This window comes from Peribacillus sp. SRI_006, from assembly GCF_057586375.1.
Map to the genome: position 1 here is coordinate 242,594 of NZ_JBYCZT010000004.1, position 16,260 is coordinate 258,853.

16 protein-coding genes are annotated in these 16,260 nt (G+C 42.0%); 1 reads left to right on the forward strand and 15 read right to left on the reverse strand.

Features of this window, described 5'->3' with window-relative positions:
* Positions 1-9: 9 nt before the first annotated feature.
* From AC2YHV_RS07255 to kdgD, 15 genes are all read right to left on the reverse strand, one after another.
* Positions 10-570, reverse strand: a complete 561-nt coding sequence (locus AC2YHV_RS07255; protein WP_057276876.1) for a peptidoglycan-binding domain-containing protein — start codon at positions 568-570, stop codon at positions 10-12.
* 605 nt (positions 571-1,175) lie between these two features.
* The gene (locus tag AC2YHV_RS07260; protein WP_106026119.1) at positions 1,176-1,325 is read right to left on the reverse strand and encodes an FbpB family small basic protein; all 150 of its coding nucleotides are present in this window, start codon (positions 1,323-1,325) and stop codon (positions 1,176-1,178) included.
* A complete protein-coding gene (locus tag AC2YHV_RS07265; RefSeq protein WP_278088656.1) occupies positions 1,318-1,485 on the reverse strand; it encodes a Fur-regulated basic protein FbpA in 168 nt (55 codons plus the stop codon). Before AC2YHV_RS07265 ends, AC2YHV_RS07260 begins: the two co-directional genes overlap by 8 nt.
* The gene (locus AC2YHV_RS07270) at positions 1,406-2,017 is read right to left on the reverse strand and encodes a flavodoxin domain-containing protein (RefSeq protein WP_487372909.1); all 612 of its coding nucleotides are present in this window, start codon (positions 2,015-2,017) and stop codon (positions 1,406-1,408) included. The genes AC2YHV_RS07265 and AC2YHV_RS07270 overlap by 80 nt, the downstream gene beginning before the upstream one ends.
* Positions 2,018-2,279: 262 nt before the next feature.
* Positions 2,280-2,882 carry a nitroreductase family protein gene (locus AC2YHV_RS07275; RefSeq protein ID WP_487372910.1) on the reverse strand — a complete coding sequence of 201 codons (603 nt, stop codon included), beginning with the start codon at positions 2,880-2,882 and terminating at the stop codon, positions 2,280-2,282.
* A gap of 51 nt (positions 2,883-2,933) precedes the next feature.
* Complete coding sequence (locus AC2YHV_RS07280) at positions 2,934-3,584, reverse strand: DsbA family oxidoreductase (protein WP_098865522.1); 651 nt, start codon at positions 3,582-3,584, stop codon at positions 2,934-2,936.
* Positions 3,585-3,832: 248 nt separating this feature from the next.
* Positions 3,833-6,868 (reverse strand): efflux RND transporter permease subunit, encoded by a 3,036-nt coding sequence (locus tag AC2YHV_RS07285; protein WP_487372911.1) that lies wholly within the window; start codon positions 6,866-6,868, stop codon positions 3,833-3,835.
* A 734-nt stretch (positions 6,869-7,602) separates the two neighbouring features.
* Positions 7,603-8,301 carry a polysaccharide deacetylase family protein gene (locus AC2YHV_RS07290; RefSeq protein ID WP_487372912.1) on the reverse strand — a complete coding sequence of 233 codons (699 nt, stop codon included), beginning with the start codon at positions 8,299-8,301 and terminating at the stop codon, positions 7,603-7,605.
* A 101-nt stretch (positions 8,302-8,402) separates the two neighbouring features.
* Entirely contained in the window at positions 8,403-8,849 is a 447-nt protein-coding gene (locus AC2YHV_RS07295; RefSeq protein WP_487372913.1) for an ASCH domain-containing protein, read from the reverse strand.
* A gap of 74 nt (positions 8,850-8,923) precedes the next feature.
* Entirely contained in the window at positions 8,924-9,400 is a 477-nt protein-coding gene (locus AC2YHV_RS07300) for a VOC family protein (protein WP_487372914.1), read from the reverse strand.
* Between the two features lie 52 nt (positions 9,401-9,452).
* Positions 9,453-9,776, reverse strand: a complete 324-nt coding sequence (locus tag AC2YHV_RS07305; protein WP_413001726.1) for a hypothetical protein — start codon at positions 9,774-9,776, stop codon at positions 9,453-9,455.
* 123 nt (positions 9,777-9,899) lie between these two features.
* Positions 9,900-10,352, reverse strand: a complete 453-nt coding sequence (locus AC2YHV_RS07310; RefSeq protein ID WP_487372915.1) for an N-acetyltransferase family protein — start codon at positions 10,350-10,352, stop codon at positions 9,900-9,902.
* 177 nt (positions 10,353-10,529) lie between these two features.
* Entirely contained in the window at positions 10,530-12,065 is a 1,536-nt protein-coding gene (gene garD, locus AC2YHV_RS07315) for a galactarate dehydratase (RefSeq protein WP_239858789.1), read from the reverse strand.
* An 89-nt stretch (positions 12,066-12,154) separates the two neighbouring features.
* Positions 12,155-13,618: an alpha-ketoglutaric semialdehyde dehydrogenase GucD gene (gucD, locus tag AC2YHV_RS07320; protein WP_191928656.1), complete on the reverse strand. Its 1,464-nt coding sequence runs from the start codon at positions 13,616-13,618 to the stop codon at positions 12,155-12,157.
* Between the two features lie 18 nt (positions 13,619-13,636).
* On the reverse strand, positions 13,637-14,569 hold the full coding sequence (gene kdgD / locus AC2YHV_RS07325; RefSeq protein WP_034309652.1) for a 5-dehydro-4-deoxyglucarate dehydratase: 933 nt from the start codon (positions 14,567-14,569) through the stop codon (positions 13,637-13,639).
* Between the two features lie 320 nt (positions 14,570-14,889).
* Here kdgD and AC2YHV_RS07330 point away from each other — a divergent pair, with 320 nt between their 5' ends.
* Positions 14,890-16,251 carry an MFS transporter gene (locus tag AC2YHV_RS07330; RefSeq protein WP_487372916.1) on the forward strand — a complete coding sequence of 454 codons (1,362 nt, stop codon included), beginning with the start codon at positions 14,890-14,892 and terminating at the stop codon, positions 16,249-16,251.
* Positions 16,252-16,260 lie beyond the last annotated feature (9 nt).

Below are 16,260 nucleotides of genomic sequence, written 5' to 3' on the forward strand. Positions count from 1 at the left end.
TGTATTCCTTTATTGTTCCACTACACGGCCATCTTTATAAATGTGGAACCACCCAATCGTTCCTGTGCCGCCTTGATCGATCCAATCTTTATTAGCTGCTTTAAAGTTGTAATATGATTTTCCCTTGCCATCTTTCAGCAATCTGCCATCACCGCTGAATACGATATTGCTGCCCAGCTTCTTCTTCCCTAACGCGATCGCGTCTTTCTCCGTGAACTGTCTTCTTTCCACCTTATTTTCATCTAAAGCAGCCCATGTCTTCGGTCCGACGATACCATCTGAAGCTAAGTTATGATCCACTTGGAACTCCCTTACCACATTTTGTGTTTGGGTACCGAAAATCCCATCAACACCTACATGATATTTAACATCTTTAAGGCTTTGCTGTAAGTCTCTTACATAACTTGAACGTGAGCCTTTCTTGAGGGTCGGGCGCGTTTCCGCCTTCGTTTCGATTTTCTGGATTTGACTTCCCTTTGATGCCGCTTCGGTATTTGAAGTCCCCGTTCCTAAAGGGGCCAACATCAAGGCAACTGTTGGAATCATGACCAATAATTTTTTCTTCAACACATATAACCTCCATTCAAATGATCACTCCTGCAGGTTTCTGACACTTCCCTTGGAGCCCATTCATTATAACGCAAGGAGTTATTTTATTGGTGTTTTATTACTTTAATTATAAAAAAATGGTAAATACGATTCATCGTGGCATTTCCAAAAGCCAGTATATGATGGAAGTCCCGTTTTTTTTGAATAAAAAAATCATAAAGGCATTTTCACTTCTAAGCGCTCCACCAGTCCTTCCGGTTCTTCCTAACAAACGTTCCAGCTGATTTCAGAAATCCGCTCCCTTTCCGCCGACTGTCTGCCAAGCCTCCTCGACGCAAGCGTCTCCGGGGTCTCGGCTAGCCAGTTTTTCGGCAGGAGTGTCGCATATTTCTTCCATCCTTTAAGGATTACAGAAAAAATATGAAGGATATCCTTGTCTTAAATAGGGTTTGGAATAAGACGAGCCCGCCGTTTTTTCTTTTAAAACACAAAGTTGATTGGAACGATGTTCGAGACTCCTGCGGGGAAAGCGTATCCAAGCTGTGAACCCACAGGCGCAAAGAGCTCCGAGGGCGGATCACCCTTGGAAAGCTAGTGACTGGAGGCAACGTTCAAATTTTGACCAATCATGATTGTACTTGCTTACCGCCCTTTTTTTCATTGATGGCTTTTTGATCGATTTTTGTATAGATGCGTTCCACTTCGATTTTGTCATGCAACAGAAGTTCGCGGTTTTCTTTTAGCAGTTGAGTATAAGATTTCCTTCTTCTAGACATTTTTTAATTCACCTCTCAAGTGATTGAATTCCTTCTGTAAAACTACGATTGGAAGCTCGTATAGTTGTTTATTATATTTTTTAAAAATCCCGAATTTCAGAAGTTCTTGTATAAGTTCTTCTTTTTTTGATTCTCCCTTTGCACTTGATTGGGTAATCATCAAGGACCCTCCTTAACAGAAATACAGACTTTAGGTATTGGCGGCTGCCTAGCATCCGATCCCACATGAAGAATCTCCACTTTTTCCTATTGCTACCCCATATAAGGGCATGCTCTGCAAAGTCTTCGCATTTCCTACATTGTTCGTATGTACTGCTTTCATGGTGTATTTTCAACACTCGATCATATACGTCAAATCCAAATCGCTTCATTTTATCAGAAAGGATATCTAACGCGGCGCAGGGCTTCGAATGGGTAAGGTCGCCAGCACCAAAGAGTGCAACTTTCATTCCAGTAAAGTCCACTTGATCAATTTCTTCATAAAACTCGTTTGCTTCATACGGTACATCTTCAAGATTCCATGTATATAAACCGATAAAGGCCAAATCAAAATCCTTTAAAGCATCAACTTCAACAGTGTCCAATCTTTCCATATATACTTCACAGCCGACAGCCTTCATTCTATTCTTTATGTTTATAGCCATTTTCTCGGTATTACCGGATAAACTGACATAACCAATGAATACCTTCATCTATATCACCTTCTTAATTGAGAATTAATTTCATTACACACTTCACTATAAATGAAAATGATTCTCAATGTCAATTATTTACCTCCGTTATTATATGCTGATGAATATTAGGAACGTATATTTCAGTTCACCTTCCCTGTTTCTGTAATGCTGCTGGGACGTTCAAACTCATTCCACAAAAAAAAGAGCCCTTTTTACTCATAGAGTAAACGGGCTTTTGATTAATCTAATAATCTATAATCCTAAATCTTTAATCTTATAATTAATAAAATTTCACAATTTCTTCGAAAGGCAGGAACGTTTTTTCTCCTGGTTGTTCATTCGGCTCACCAAATGGCATTTGAGCAATCAACGACCATTTCCCTGGAAGATCCCAAGTTTTCATCACTTCTTCATCAATGATCGGATTATAATGCTGTAAAGATGCCCCTATGCCTTCCGCTGTCAAAGTCATCCATATTGCATACTGCAGCATAGCACTTCCTTGATGGGACCAATAAGGAAACTGTTCTTTATAGGAGGGGGCTTTTTCTTGCATTTGTTCTATCGTTTCTTGATTTTCAAATAATAGAATGGTTCCCACTCCATCACGAAATCCTTGCAATCGTTCCACAGTAGCCGCAAAGCTCTCTTCCGGGACACGGGAACGAAGTGTTTCTTTTACAATATCCCAGAACCTTTCATGCTGGTCATCCATCACCACAACCACTCGTCCGCTTTGCATATTAAATGAAGTTGGTGCATGTAAAGCGATTTTTAACAATTCATTGATTCTTTCTTTCGAAATATTATCGTTCTTTTTCACCTTACGGATGGAACGGCGATTGATGATTGCTTCTTTTAGATTTGTTGTAGTTGCTGACATTTTGAGTCCTCCAATTTTATGTTTCATTTCATTTTATTTAATAAAAAGCTTTTAGCAATTCCCCCTACCATCACATTGCAAGCCATCAAATTCATTCCGTTTATTTTTTGCTTCTTCCTTCTCAATGACTTGCGCTAACCTTTCTTTGCTGGCTAGTCCTTGAATGACTTCATCACCAATAATAAACGTCGGGACAGCCCTGATATCTGCTTCTTCATAAGCATGTTTGAGTGCTTGCTGGTGCACTTCCCGATACTTTCGGGACACTAACGCTTCTCTAAAGGCATCTATAGGAAGCTCAACTTCACCCGCTAATTTTGTCAATACTTCAATATCTTCAATATTTTGTTCCTCTTGAAAAAACGCGGTAAATACTCTGTTGTGGAATTCGTTCCCTTTTCCGTGCTCCTTTGCAAAATGGCAGCCTTCGAATGCCAAATGTGTATATGGATGCGGGGAGACACGGGGTAAACGCATATCAACCCCTAGCTTTTTCGCAACAGGAAGAATGTAAGAATCCCATGAATTCAGCTTATCGGGTTCCTTCCATGGATCAATTTTCGTATATGGACTCGGACGCAATTCAAATGGCATCCATTCCACTTCTACATCCTTTTCCTTCACGATTTCGTCCAAAGGCCCTTTACCTAAAAAACAAAATGGACAAATAAAATCAGAATATGCTTTAATTTTCACTGTCATCATATATTCCCTCACTTTTCAATATCAGTTAAACTTGTAACCAGAATAGTTACAATGCAGAGCAAAAAAAATCAATATAATTACATGGCATTCAGTAACTGTACAGTCGATTGCTTCCTGCGATTGTTTACCACCTGCTGTAATCATTTTAGTTACAGGTTGAAGGAAAGTCAACCATTATTTTTTAAAGAAAAAAAGTTTGTAAAGAAAATGTCGCTTTTCTCTACAAACTTTTTTATATCATATCCTTACATATCGATTTGTTCGTTAACGGGTTCTCTCTTTTTCCTTCTCTGTTTTTTCGATTTTTTATAGTACAGCAATTCGTATATACATGGAATGACGATCAGTGTGAGCAGTGTGGAAACAGCTAGCCCGCCAATGACAACGATCGCCAAGCTTTGTGAAACCAAGCTTCCTGTTTCCGCCTTTTTATATAAAAGCGGCAGCATGGCACAAATCGTTGCTACAGCCGTCATTATGATTGGACGGAATCTTGTGGCTGTCGCTTCGACGATCGCTTCACGGATGATCATTTTTTCTTCGTTTTGTTTGACTCGATCCAGAAGCACAATCGCGTTTGTCACAACAATTCCTATTAACATGAGAGCACCGAGCAGTGCTGTAATATCAACTGGAATTCGACTGATGACCAATCCTAATACCGCTCCAATGGCAGCGAATGGCAAGGAGAATAGAATGGCAATCGGTGCTTTGATCGATTTAAAGGTTATAACCATGATTAAAAAGACAATGCCGATCGATATTAACATCGTAAGGAATAAATCGGAAAAGTCATCTGTCTGCTGAGCACTGGCTCCGCCGACTAAAATCTCTACATCATCCGGAATATCAAGGCCTTTGTTCTCTTTATCTCCAAATATCTCGAGATTTATTTTGCTTGCAATATCGGACAGCTTAGCCGGATCGACCGTTGCCGTTAATTGGAGATATGTTTCTCCATCTTTATGGAACTGCGTTGTTGCGCTCTCTTCGCTCTTTAAAGAAGCAACTTTTGACACTGGGGCTAGACCCCCGTCTGTCATGATCGGAATGCTTTTTAAATCCTCTGGTTTTTTAGGATCCAAGATTGGTTCAAGGACGACAGGAGTTTGCTTATCCTGTAAAGTTATATGGCCGATAGGCGTTTTATTAAGCATGATACCCAATTGTTGGCCGATTTGTTCTGTATTGCCTTTAGCTGGATCTACCGTGAATGAATAAATGGTTTTCTTTTCATCCTGGTTCGTTGTAACCTCTTCGATTCCTTTAATATCCTGAATTCTTTCTTTGACATTATTGGCCGTCCGTTCCAAATCTTCTGTATTACTGCCAATCACATCTATCGTAATGTTCGTCTTTGATGCTCCCATCATAAAGGAAGAGGCTTGGGCAGTAAGCTTCGCATCAGGATAGTTTTCTTGTTCCTTTTCCATTTTTTTCAGGATTGCATCTACATTTGCTTTATCCTTTACCAGGATGCCGAAAATCGCTTCTGTAGGTGATGCGACTTCGCCATATTGTGCTGTCTCGGGCGAGTTTCCTAATTGCATGAAAATATTATCCACTTCACTCATACCCTGCATCGTTTCTTCGAGTTCAATCGCTTTTTCCTTTACTTTCTCATAGGGCTGATCATTTGGATAAGTTAATGTCACAGAGACATAGTCTGCTGAAGAATTATCAATCGCCCCTTTTGGCATGGCAAAATATGTACCAATGGAACCGACAAACAACAGCATCGCAACAATCAGGATAACCCATTTATGGTTTAGTGACCAAGTAACCAGCTTTGTAAAACGCTTGGCCGGTCGATGTTTTGGCAGCTCCGTCCTTTTCAGCAATCCTGCGCTCATTAACGGAACAACCGTCAATGCCACAATTAATGAAGCCAGCAAAGAATAAGTAACAGTCAAAGCAAAAGGAAGAAGAAACTCCTGAAGCCCTCCATTCAATAAAGCAACCGGCAAGAAAACGGCTACAGTCGTAAGGGTTGAAGCTGTGATTGCCACTCCCACCTCTTTCGTTGCATCCATCACCAATTCGACTGAAATCTTCTCCTGCTGCATTTTCCGGAAAATGTTTTCAATAACGACAATACTATCGTCCACCAAGCGCCCGATCGCTACAGCGACACCGCCCAGCGTCAAAATGTTCAGCGTCACTCCCGACAATGACAGCAAAAATAACGTAAAGCCAAGAGATAGCGGTATGGATACGATTGTAATGAATGTAGATCGTACATTCCGTAAAAAGACCATGATTACAATCGTAGCGAATAGCGCACCTAGCAGAACTTCTTTTACCATCGTCTGAACGGACGTCTCCACCATATCAGCAGTAGATAAATAAATGGTCGATTTCTGGTCACTATACTTTTCATTAATTTCTTTCGCTACTTTTTCAACCTCTTTACTGATTGTGACAGCATTTGATTGACTGTCCTTGATAATGCTTAAATCAATGCTTTCCTTTCCATTAAAACGACTGATGAGGTTGCCATCATTCGCTTCTTGAACTTTTGCTATCTGTCCAAGTGCGACATTAGGAGTGACCTTCAGCGCTTCTAATTTTTCAATACTTGTTAAATCACCGATCACCTTGATGTTACTTGCCTTCCCATCAATCACTCTTTCGCCTACGGCCAGAGCTGCATTCTGACCGTTAAGGACGCTCATGACATCTTGAATGGAGACTTTCTTTTTAGCCAATTCTTCATTATCCACTTTGACTGAAAGAATGGATTGCGAAACCCCGAATGTCTGTACATCCGAAACCCCTTTAATATCTTTATACAAAGGCTCCAATTCTTTCTTGGCAAAGTCTATATTTTCAGCTGTTAACCCATCCTTAAAAGTAACTGATACAAATGAAATGGGAATCATTGACGTATTTAACTGTGTAACAGTAGGCTTTGCCATGCTTTGCGGCAATGCCACACTGCCTAAAGCTTCCTGAACATCCAGTTTCGCTTGTTTCATATCCGATCCGGCTTCAAAGAATAGATCTACTTTAGAAAAACCATCCCCAGTGGTGGAGTATATGGAACTCTTTCCTTTAACGCCCGTAACTGCCCTTTCAATCGGATCTGTAACTTGTGCTTCCATCGTTTTCGAATCGGTGCCCTGCCCCATTGTGATAATCGTAACTTGTGGATTATCGGCAGATGGTAAAAACTCCATCGGCAGTTTAAAATAACTGACAACTCCTATCATCAAAATAAATATGGTTACCAATGAAACGGCAGCCTTGTTCTTAAACGACCACTTAGTAAAAAACTCCACGCACTAATCACCCCTGAATAAAATTTATAAGAAAATAATTCCATTTCAAATCTTACCATATATTACTAATGTTGGAGTGTTAATTTTTTATTGATTTTTATATTTTTTTATGTCTATCGGTGCGGAGAACTTTTTCCACATAAAAAAAGGCTGCACAGCAGCCTCCAGTTTTTAGACAAAAGGGGTTTCTAAATTTCAAAACAAAGTTGATTGGAACGTAAGGTACGAGACCCCTGCGGGAAAAACGTGTCCAGGGGAGACCCCGCAGGTGCAAAGGCGCCGAGGGCGGACCGCCCGCGGAAAGCGAGTGCCTTGAGTGGAAATCAACGTTCAAAATGCACAAACCTAAAAAATGAAGAAACTCGATTATTTATACCCTCTGATAAAAAGCATAACGATAGCCAAAACCATTATCCCGATAAGTAATAACGGGCCTATGCCCGAGCTATACACGAAGTATACCGTGATGTGGCGAAAAAAGAGCACCACAAGAAATAGGAATAACAGGAAACACAAAATCATGATCAGAGCGGTGTTTTTATTCCGATACAAGTAACCAGCCCCATTTTAATAGCTTTATTTCCACTAAGGAAAAAATTCATGCGAATCCAAGCCCTAACAACAACCTTCCGTTAAGAAACAATATGCAGTTCATGTTTTGTACTATTCTTTATATCAAATAAAAAAGGGCTGCCGCAGCAACCCGATTCTTCGAAAATCGTCTGGACCAAAAACTACATTTCCTGAAGTTCATTGACCGTCACAAACGTATACCCTTCGTTCGTTAACTCTCGTAAGATCCCTTCAATCGCTTGAAGCTCTTTACCCGTATCATCATACATCGGATGCATCAGGATGATCGAACCTGGTTTTATATTTTCCTTCACATACTTCACTTTGTCAGAAGCGGTAGTGTAATAGCTATCTGGTTCCAGATCCCAGGTAATGGTCTCTCTATCATTTTTATTTAAATAATAAGGCAAACCTATGATTTTTTTCCCGTTTGGAGGCCGGACATCAATTTCACCCTTATATCCGGCGTTCTGAATCAATTTATCCGTTTTCTCGATTTCCTCCTTGATATAAGAAGGCGATTTGAACACCATCCGCCTGTGCGAATACGTATGATTCCCAATCTGATGTCCCGCTTCCGCTATTTTCCCAGCTTCCTCCGGGTACTTTTCGATTTCGTTACCGATCAGGAAGAATGTAGCTTTCACATCGTATTTAGCCAACAACGGCAGGATCTCATTTACATTCTTCGATGGGCCGTCATCAAAAGTCAAAGCGACCACTTTTTCATTCGTCTCGACATTATCCGTTAATCCACCGAACACCTGATAGGTTCTCGAATTCATTAATTTATACGTACCAAGCAACAGCAGGAAAACAACCAGGGTTCCCAAGCCAATGAATATCAGTTTCTTTTTCATGCAAATACCTATCTTTCTATAAGTTTTTTAATCCAATGAACTATTATAGCAAATCATTGAACAAAAACACTTATTGCTCTATCCGACCGAGCCGTCCACACTCACTTTACATCTATCAACTCAAAACGCTCACACACCAGCAGCATATCTTCTTTAAAGGTGTGGCCGATTTTGTCCAGTTCTTCTTTAAAAAATTTCTCATGAGCATCCCACCAGTAAGTATAGGTACGATCTCCTTCCCCTTCTGCAATCGCAAACTCTTCACTCACTTCATTCATGGGCAATACTTCGACTTTCACTGTTTGTATGATGGCTAAGGGCAAATCCTCACTGCTTAAGATAATGCTGTAATCACCCACGGATGGTAGTGGTTCATTTTCCTCTCCGTAAAAAACATGCCCAGAGCATGTAGCCGTTTTTATCCCATCCATCACTAACTGAGCCAAATGATCGGGATCTGCCCCGAATTGCCATGCACTGACAGACTGGGGTTTTTCATCTTTCCCTTGCCAATATTCATTCCAATATAATTCCGCTTTGACATTCATTCTATGATTCTCCATTCTGTTCTGACATAAAGCATATTTGAATGATTATTATTCTTGAAATTTCCGTTCATCTGTCAATAGCTATTTTCACTTCTGCATTCATTTAGCTGCTCCCATTCACTTAAATACATACGATTCTTGATTTTTTTTGGATTCACTAGTTTACTAATAAACTCCAAACTGTTTCCGTCAGGATCATTAAAGTGAATTTTAGCGTGGGCATATTCCCCGTGAGGCATCACGAAAGGTTCAACTGGTAGAAATCCAAAAGCCTCTCTTGGCGCATAGCCTCTACCTTTAAGCCATGCGACTGAGCTCTTTAGATCAGCCAATGATACTTGAAAAGCGATATGCCGTAGGGAGGGATGATACTCAACCTCTACTTTTTCCGTTTCCCAAAGCCCCAGCCAACTTTTATCCTTATCAATCCATAGAAAAGCCAGGTTGTCTTCAACCTTATGATCCAACTGCAAACCAAGCCCTTCATAGAATTCAATGGAACGATTCAAATTACTAACCGGTAAATGTGCTTCATATAAACCTCTTATCATTGAATAATCCCCTTTTAGTCAGAACTATATCCACCATCCTGATTCAATCCCTTTATCTTATTATTCTGCGTGGCCATTCTATTTCACCCGTTAACAACAAAGTGATGATGATTACCCAAAATATAAAGAATGATGAGGAGAAAACCAATGAGATGATGGAAATCATGTTTTTCTCCGTTTTTTTCAAAATTCCCATGACAGAGAGGACGATGCCGGCAACCGTAAGGAAAAATGTGATATAACCACCAGTCAAGTTTTCGATATTTCCTATTCTGATAGGTGTAATAAAAACAGTAAAAAAGCAAATGATTCCAATGATGAATGAAGTAAAACTAATTACACCGTACCTCTTCTGAATACAAGCTTCGTTTTCCATCGAGCTCACCCCTTTCATCAGTTTTTAAATCCTATATACATCTATTAATATCTCATGCATAATTTTAACAAATAATGCCAGACGAATTGTCGTGCACAAAAAATGGGGACAAAAGACCGTGAATTAAAGCTTCATTTTCATGCCTTCATGAGTGGCCTTGAATCCTAACCGTTCATAAAATCGCAGCGCTTCTTCCCGCTTTTTATCAGTCGTGAGCTGAATGATATGGCAGCCCCGCTTCTTTGCACGGTCAATCGCATATTGAATCAACTTGCTTCCAATGCCTTTCCCCCGTTCTGCAGATGCCGTCCGAACTCCTTCGATCGTAGCTCTCCAGCTCCCTTGATGGGTAATATAAGGTGTGAAAGTGATTTGCTGCACTCCAACGATTTCCTCACCAAGGCACGCAACGATCAATTCATTTTTTTCATCTGCAACAATGGATTCAAATGCTTTTAGATAGCCTTCAGGAAGCGGATTTTCATATCGCTCCCTCTCCCTCCCCAATGCATCATCCGCAAGCATCCGTACGATTTCACTTAAGTCTTTTGCCGTCGCTTTCCTGAATGTGACCATGGTATCCCTCCTCATAATGTACTTCCGTATCACCCTGATGTAAATCATTCCTTCATTAATAACTTCTGCCAATAGTCCGGCGGTCCTCTTTTCTGGAGGAAAAATAATGCAACTGTAAAAAATGGACCATCAAAAAAAGGACCCCCTATAAAAGGAAGTCCTTCAATTCATTCACTATTAGGTAATTGGTGCAGGATTGAACAGTGCCAAATCATTATGCAGGCCCCAATGTTCTGCCCAGGTTTTCTTTTTACCGCTGGCCACTTCCAGAATAAGGTGAAATATTTCCCACCCGACTTCCTCTATGGTTGCTTCACCAGTAGCGATCGTTCCAGCATTTATATCGATCAGATCTTTCCATTGCTCGGTCAATGTATTTCGTGTAGATACTTTGATGACGGAAGCCATTGCGAGATTATAAGGTGTGCCTCTTCCAGTTGAAAATACTTGAAGGTGCATGCCGGAAGCTAGCTGAAGCGTTCCGCAAACAAAGTCACTAGCTGGTGTAGCAGCAAAAATCAGCCCTTTTTCCGTTGCTTTTTCACCAGGGGCCAAAACGCCTGAAATGGGGCTGCCTCCGGATTTGGCAATGGAGCCTAATGATTTTTCCACTACATTGGCCAACCCGCCCTTTTTGTTTCCTGGCGACGGATTGGCACTTCGGTCGGCATCACCTAAAGCAAGGTAGTTATCATACCAATCCATTTCCTTTATTAAAGCTCTCCCCACTTCTTCATTCACTGCACGAGGCGTTAATAGATGAATCGCATCCCGTACTTCTGTGACTTCAGAAAATAGAACGGTTGCCCCTGCCCTGACTAACAGATCTGTGGCATATCCTACGGCAGGGTTAGCTGTGACACCAGAGAATGCATCACTTCCTCCGCACTGGGTGCCGATGACTAATTCGGAAACCGGAAATGTTTCCCGCTGCCGGCGGTTCAACTTGATTAAACGTTCCTCGGCCATTTCCATAATGGATTGGACCATCCCCGCAAATCCCTGCTGATCCTGAAGTGAAATGATATCTGAATCGTCCCCGCTTGGATTTATTCTCATTGGAGACAGTTTTTCACACCCCAGTCCAACTACCAAGGCTTCCCCGCCGAAATTCGGGTGTTTCGCAAGGTTCTGTATCGTGCGAATGGGAATGACCGCTTCCGGTGCATTGATAGCGACTCCGCATCCATAGTTGTGATTTATGGCGAAAACATCATCAACATTGGGATACTTCGGGAGTAGCTCTTTTTTTATCCGGTTCACGACGAAATCCAGCACGCCCACTACACATTGGACGCTTGTTGTAATGCCCAATATGTTCTTGGTTCCAACACTGCCATCTTCATTGCGGAACCCTTGGAATGTATACCCTTCAAGCGGGGGTAAAGTTTTCGGAATATCATTTGCTACCGGCAATTCCTTTAAATCCGGAGAAGACGGAAGTATCACCAATGATTCGTCAATCCAACATCCCTTACTGATTGATTTAGCCGCATAACCGATAACTTCCCCATAGCGTATGATGGCTTCATTTTCGACTATGTCCATTAAAGCCACTTTGTGGCCTTGTGGCACTCTTTCTTTCAATTCAAGCCCACAAGGGAATACGGTTCCTTGATCCAAGCCTCCCGTATTAACCACGATGGCGACATTGTCGATCCCATTCACCTTAATATAAAGCGGTACCTCCGTCAGTTGCGTTTTCGTATCCACTTCACCACTCCTTCATTCTAAAAAAGCAAACAGACATCACTAAACATACACGTGCCGGTAATTTTCAGTTAAACTACTGTTTTTTTCCCTTATTTGACAAACACCGTTTTAATGGAAGTAAAAAACTCTTTTGCGGCTTCTCCTTGTTCCCTGGAGTGGGAGCTGGAGTTTTTCATGCCGCCAAATGGCGCCTGTAATTCAACGCCTGCGCTCTCGGCGTTGACCCTGATCAATCCCGCTTCCATATCATTAACAAATGAAAGCAGATGTTTGATATTGGCTGTGAAAATTGAAGCACTAAGGCCATATTCCACGCTGTTCGCAAGGTGCAGGGCTTCTTCAACTGAATCAGCTTTCAATAAGGCGATCACCGGACCAAAAATTTCTTCCTGTACAATTGTCATATCTGACGTGCAATTATCAAAAATCGTAGGTTCTACATAAAAGCCATTCGCCTGAGGGCCTTCTTCAGCACGCTTCCCGCCAATTAGAAGTGCAGCACCTTCTTCCACTCCTTTTTCGATATAGGAAAGAACCGTATTCAATTGACTTTCGCTGGCACATGGTCCCATCCATGTCCCGCTGTCCAATCCATCCCCGATGGAAATGCCTTTCGTTTCCTTCACCAGCAGCTGCTTGAACTCTTCATAAACTTCAGCTGCAACGATGACACGGCTTGTCGCGGTACATTTTTGCCCCGTTGAACGGAACGCACCTGTAATGACTGCTTCTACAGCCAGGTTAAGATCCGCATCCGCTGCAACGATCACCGGGTTTTTCCCGCCCATTTCAAGCTGGTATTTCGCGCCGCGTGCTAACGCCGCTTGTCCAATCCTTTTTCCGACTCCGTTTGAGCCGGTAAAGGTAATCCCGTTTATATCTTCGTGATCGGCGATGCCCTGCCCTATGACACTGCCCGGACCTGTAACCATATTGACAACGCCCGCCGGGAAACCGGCTTCTTCAAAACACTCCATGATTTTCGCACAGGTGATCGCCGTCTCGGTGGCTGGCTTCACCACAATCGTATTCCCATATACGAGGGCAGGAGCCATCTTCCAGATTGGGATGGCGATCGGGAAATTCCAAGGTGTAATGACGCCGACAACACCAAGCGGAACGCGCGTCGTGAACATAAGCGCAGAACTGTCGGTGGATGGAATGACATCCCCCACCTTACGCATTCCTTCTCCTGCATAGTATTTCAGGATCGCAATACCGCGTGCCGTTTCCCCTTTTGTTTCAGCAAATGTCTTGCCCATTTCCCGTGTTGCACATTCTGCGATTTCATCAATCCTCTTTTCAAGAATCTGCGCTGCTTTATACAGATACTCCCCGCGCTCTGAACCAGCTAGTTTGCGCCATTTATCTTTCGCCTTTTTCGCTGCTTCCACTGCCAGGTCCAGGTCTTCCTTGGTGGATTTTTGTACATAACCGACAATTGCCTGTTTATCTGCCGGGTTTAAACTTTTTTCAACTTCATTCGAAATGGAAGCAACCCATTCACCATTAATATAGTTAAGATACGTTTTTGTTTGAACTGTAGTTATCATATATAATCCCCACCCTTATTAGATTGATTGAATTGGTGTTTCTTTTGGAAAACGATCTAAAGCATTCTCTAATATCGTTTGCATTTCTGCATAATGTTCTTTTTCCACCGGAAGAATCGGTAATCTGACTGTTTGCCCAACCGGCATTCCCATAATCTCCATACCTGCTTTAATGAGAGAAACGGCATACCCTTTTCGCTGACGGCGAATGTTGTTGATCGGCATGATGACCTGCTGGTAAATTTCATTGACCGTCTCTTGATCTCCGCTCAGGATGCCATTATAGAACTTACGTGAGATATGCGGGATGTAATTGGATATCGCCGATGAATAGGAATCAAAGCCAAGTGGAACGTAGGCCGACATGGTAACTTCCGCAAGCGGCATTCCGTTCAGCCAGCCGAAACGTTTTCCGAAGGTTTGTGTAAGGAGTCCATTCAACTCCATATTGCCCAGACCGTCTTTGACGCCGACTACCTGCGGGACCTCAGCAAGCGCTTCCAAAGTTGAAAGTGAAAATGCCACATTATCACGCTGATATACGATGGAATTCAAGTCTGTACTCTCTGCGATGGCTTTGAAATAAGCCGACAGACCAGCCTGTTCTCCAGTAACGAGATATGGAGGTAATATTAAATAACCATCTGCCCCTTTATCCGCAGATATTCTGGCAAGTTCGAGGGAAGTTTGAATATTCCCGCCTACCCCTGTGTATACAGGTACTTTTCCAGCGGTGACGGATACGGCTACCTCAACCATCGCTTCATATTCCTCTTTACTTAATGATGGATATTCCGCTGCTGCACATGCCACGAAAATAGCTTCTAGTCCCTCATCTAATAAAAATTGGATATTTTGGGCGAGTGCTTGTTCATCAAGCTTATTACTCGTTGTGAATGGTGCCACGGGAAATCCGAGAATTCCTTTAGGTGCCTTGCGGATCTTATTCATTTTTTATTCCCCCTTGTGTATTATTGTTTTATTGTAAGACAAATACACCATCTGGTCAATTGTATTTTTTTTATTTTCTGAAAAATGATGCGCTACTTCATCCCTCGTTAATTTCGCTTCTAATATATACAAAAAAACACGCTAATGAAGGAGCTAAAATGAAAAAACTTTTAAGAAAAAAAGCCATTGACAAACAATTTTATTTGTCTTACCATTGGACAAAACTAAATATTAAGAATTTTCACGAAGGAGGAAACAGTTAACATTGTAAGCGGTATCAATTAGAAAATATAATAAAATACGATTAAGGAAGTGAGTATATGAACGCTGAAGAAAAAGTTTTTCAACCATCTCCTAAACTGCCAAGTGCCCAGAAAAAAACACGCACACGATGGTTCATTGTCTTTATGCTCTTTATGGTTACAGCCCTGAATTATGCGGATCGTGCGACGCTATCCATTGCGGGTACGGACATGTCTGGTCAGCTTGGTCTCGATTCAGTCATGATGGGCTATGTTTTCTCCGCTTTCGCTTGGTCTTATGTAGCTGGACAAATTCCAGGCGGATGGCTTTTAGACCGTTTTGGCTCGAAAAAAGTTTATTTTTGGAGTATCACGTTATGGTCCACCTTTACGCTTTTACAAGGGTTTCTCGGTTTTTTCGGTTCTGCGGGAACGGCTGTCATGGTATTGTTCGGACTGCGCTTTTTAGTTGGATTGGCGGAAGCCCCTTCCTTTCCGGCTAACAGCCGCATCGTTGCCACCTGGTTCCCAAGCCATGAACGCGGAACCGCGGCTGCCACTTTCAATTCGGCCCAATATTTTGCAACCGTTCTCTTTGCACCGATCATGGGTTACATTACGTATAAATTCGGTTGGGAATACGTCTTCTTCTTTATGGGTGCTTTAGGGATCATCGTTGCTTTCATCTGGATGAAAACGATATATGGCCCAAAGGAACATCCTCGCATCAACAAAGCCGAGCTTGAATATATCGAAGCGGGCGGCGCCTTGATCAATATGGATCAAACCAGTACAAATAAGGAGGAAAAGAAAGGCGTCAACTGGAATCATATTAAGCAGCTATTATCAAATCGCATGCTGTTAGGTGTTTATCTCGGACAATATTGCATTACGACATTAACGTACTTTTTCCTGACATGGTTTCCTGTGTACCTAGTACAAGAAAGGGGCATGACCATTCTTGAAGTTGGATTCGTCGCTTCCCTTCCGGCCATTTGCGGATTTTTTGGCGGCATTCTCGGAGGGACATTCTCGGATTTCTTGTTACGGAAGGGATTCTCATTGACTGTCGCCCGAAAAGTGCCAATTGTTGTTGGGATGATTCTATCGATGAGCTTGGTGGCAGCAAACTATGTAGATACGGAATGGGTTGTCATTTTCGTTATGGCCCTTGCGTTTTTCGGTAAAGGATTCGGGGCACTCGGCTGGGCGGTGGTGGCCGATACCTCACCAAAGGAAATGTCAGGTGTCAGCGGCGGGCTTTTCAACACATTCGGAAACATTGCCGGCATTACAACACCGATTATCATCGGATATATCATTGCCACGACAGGGTCGTTTAATGGTGCGCTAGTCTTCGTATGTGCCAATGCTCTTGTCGCGATTTTAAGTTATTTATTCCTAGTTGGTGAAATTAAACGTGTAAAGTTAAAATCATAATCGACTAAA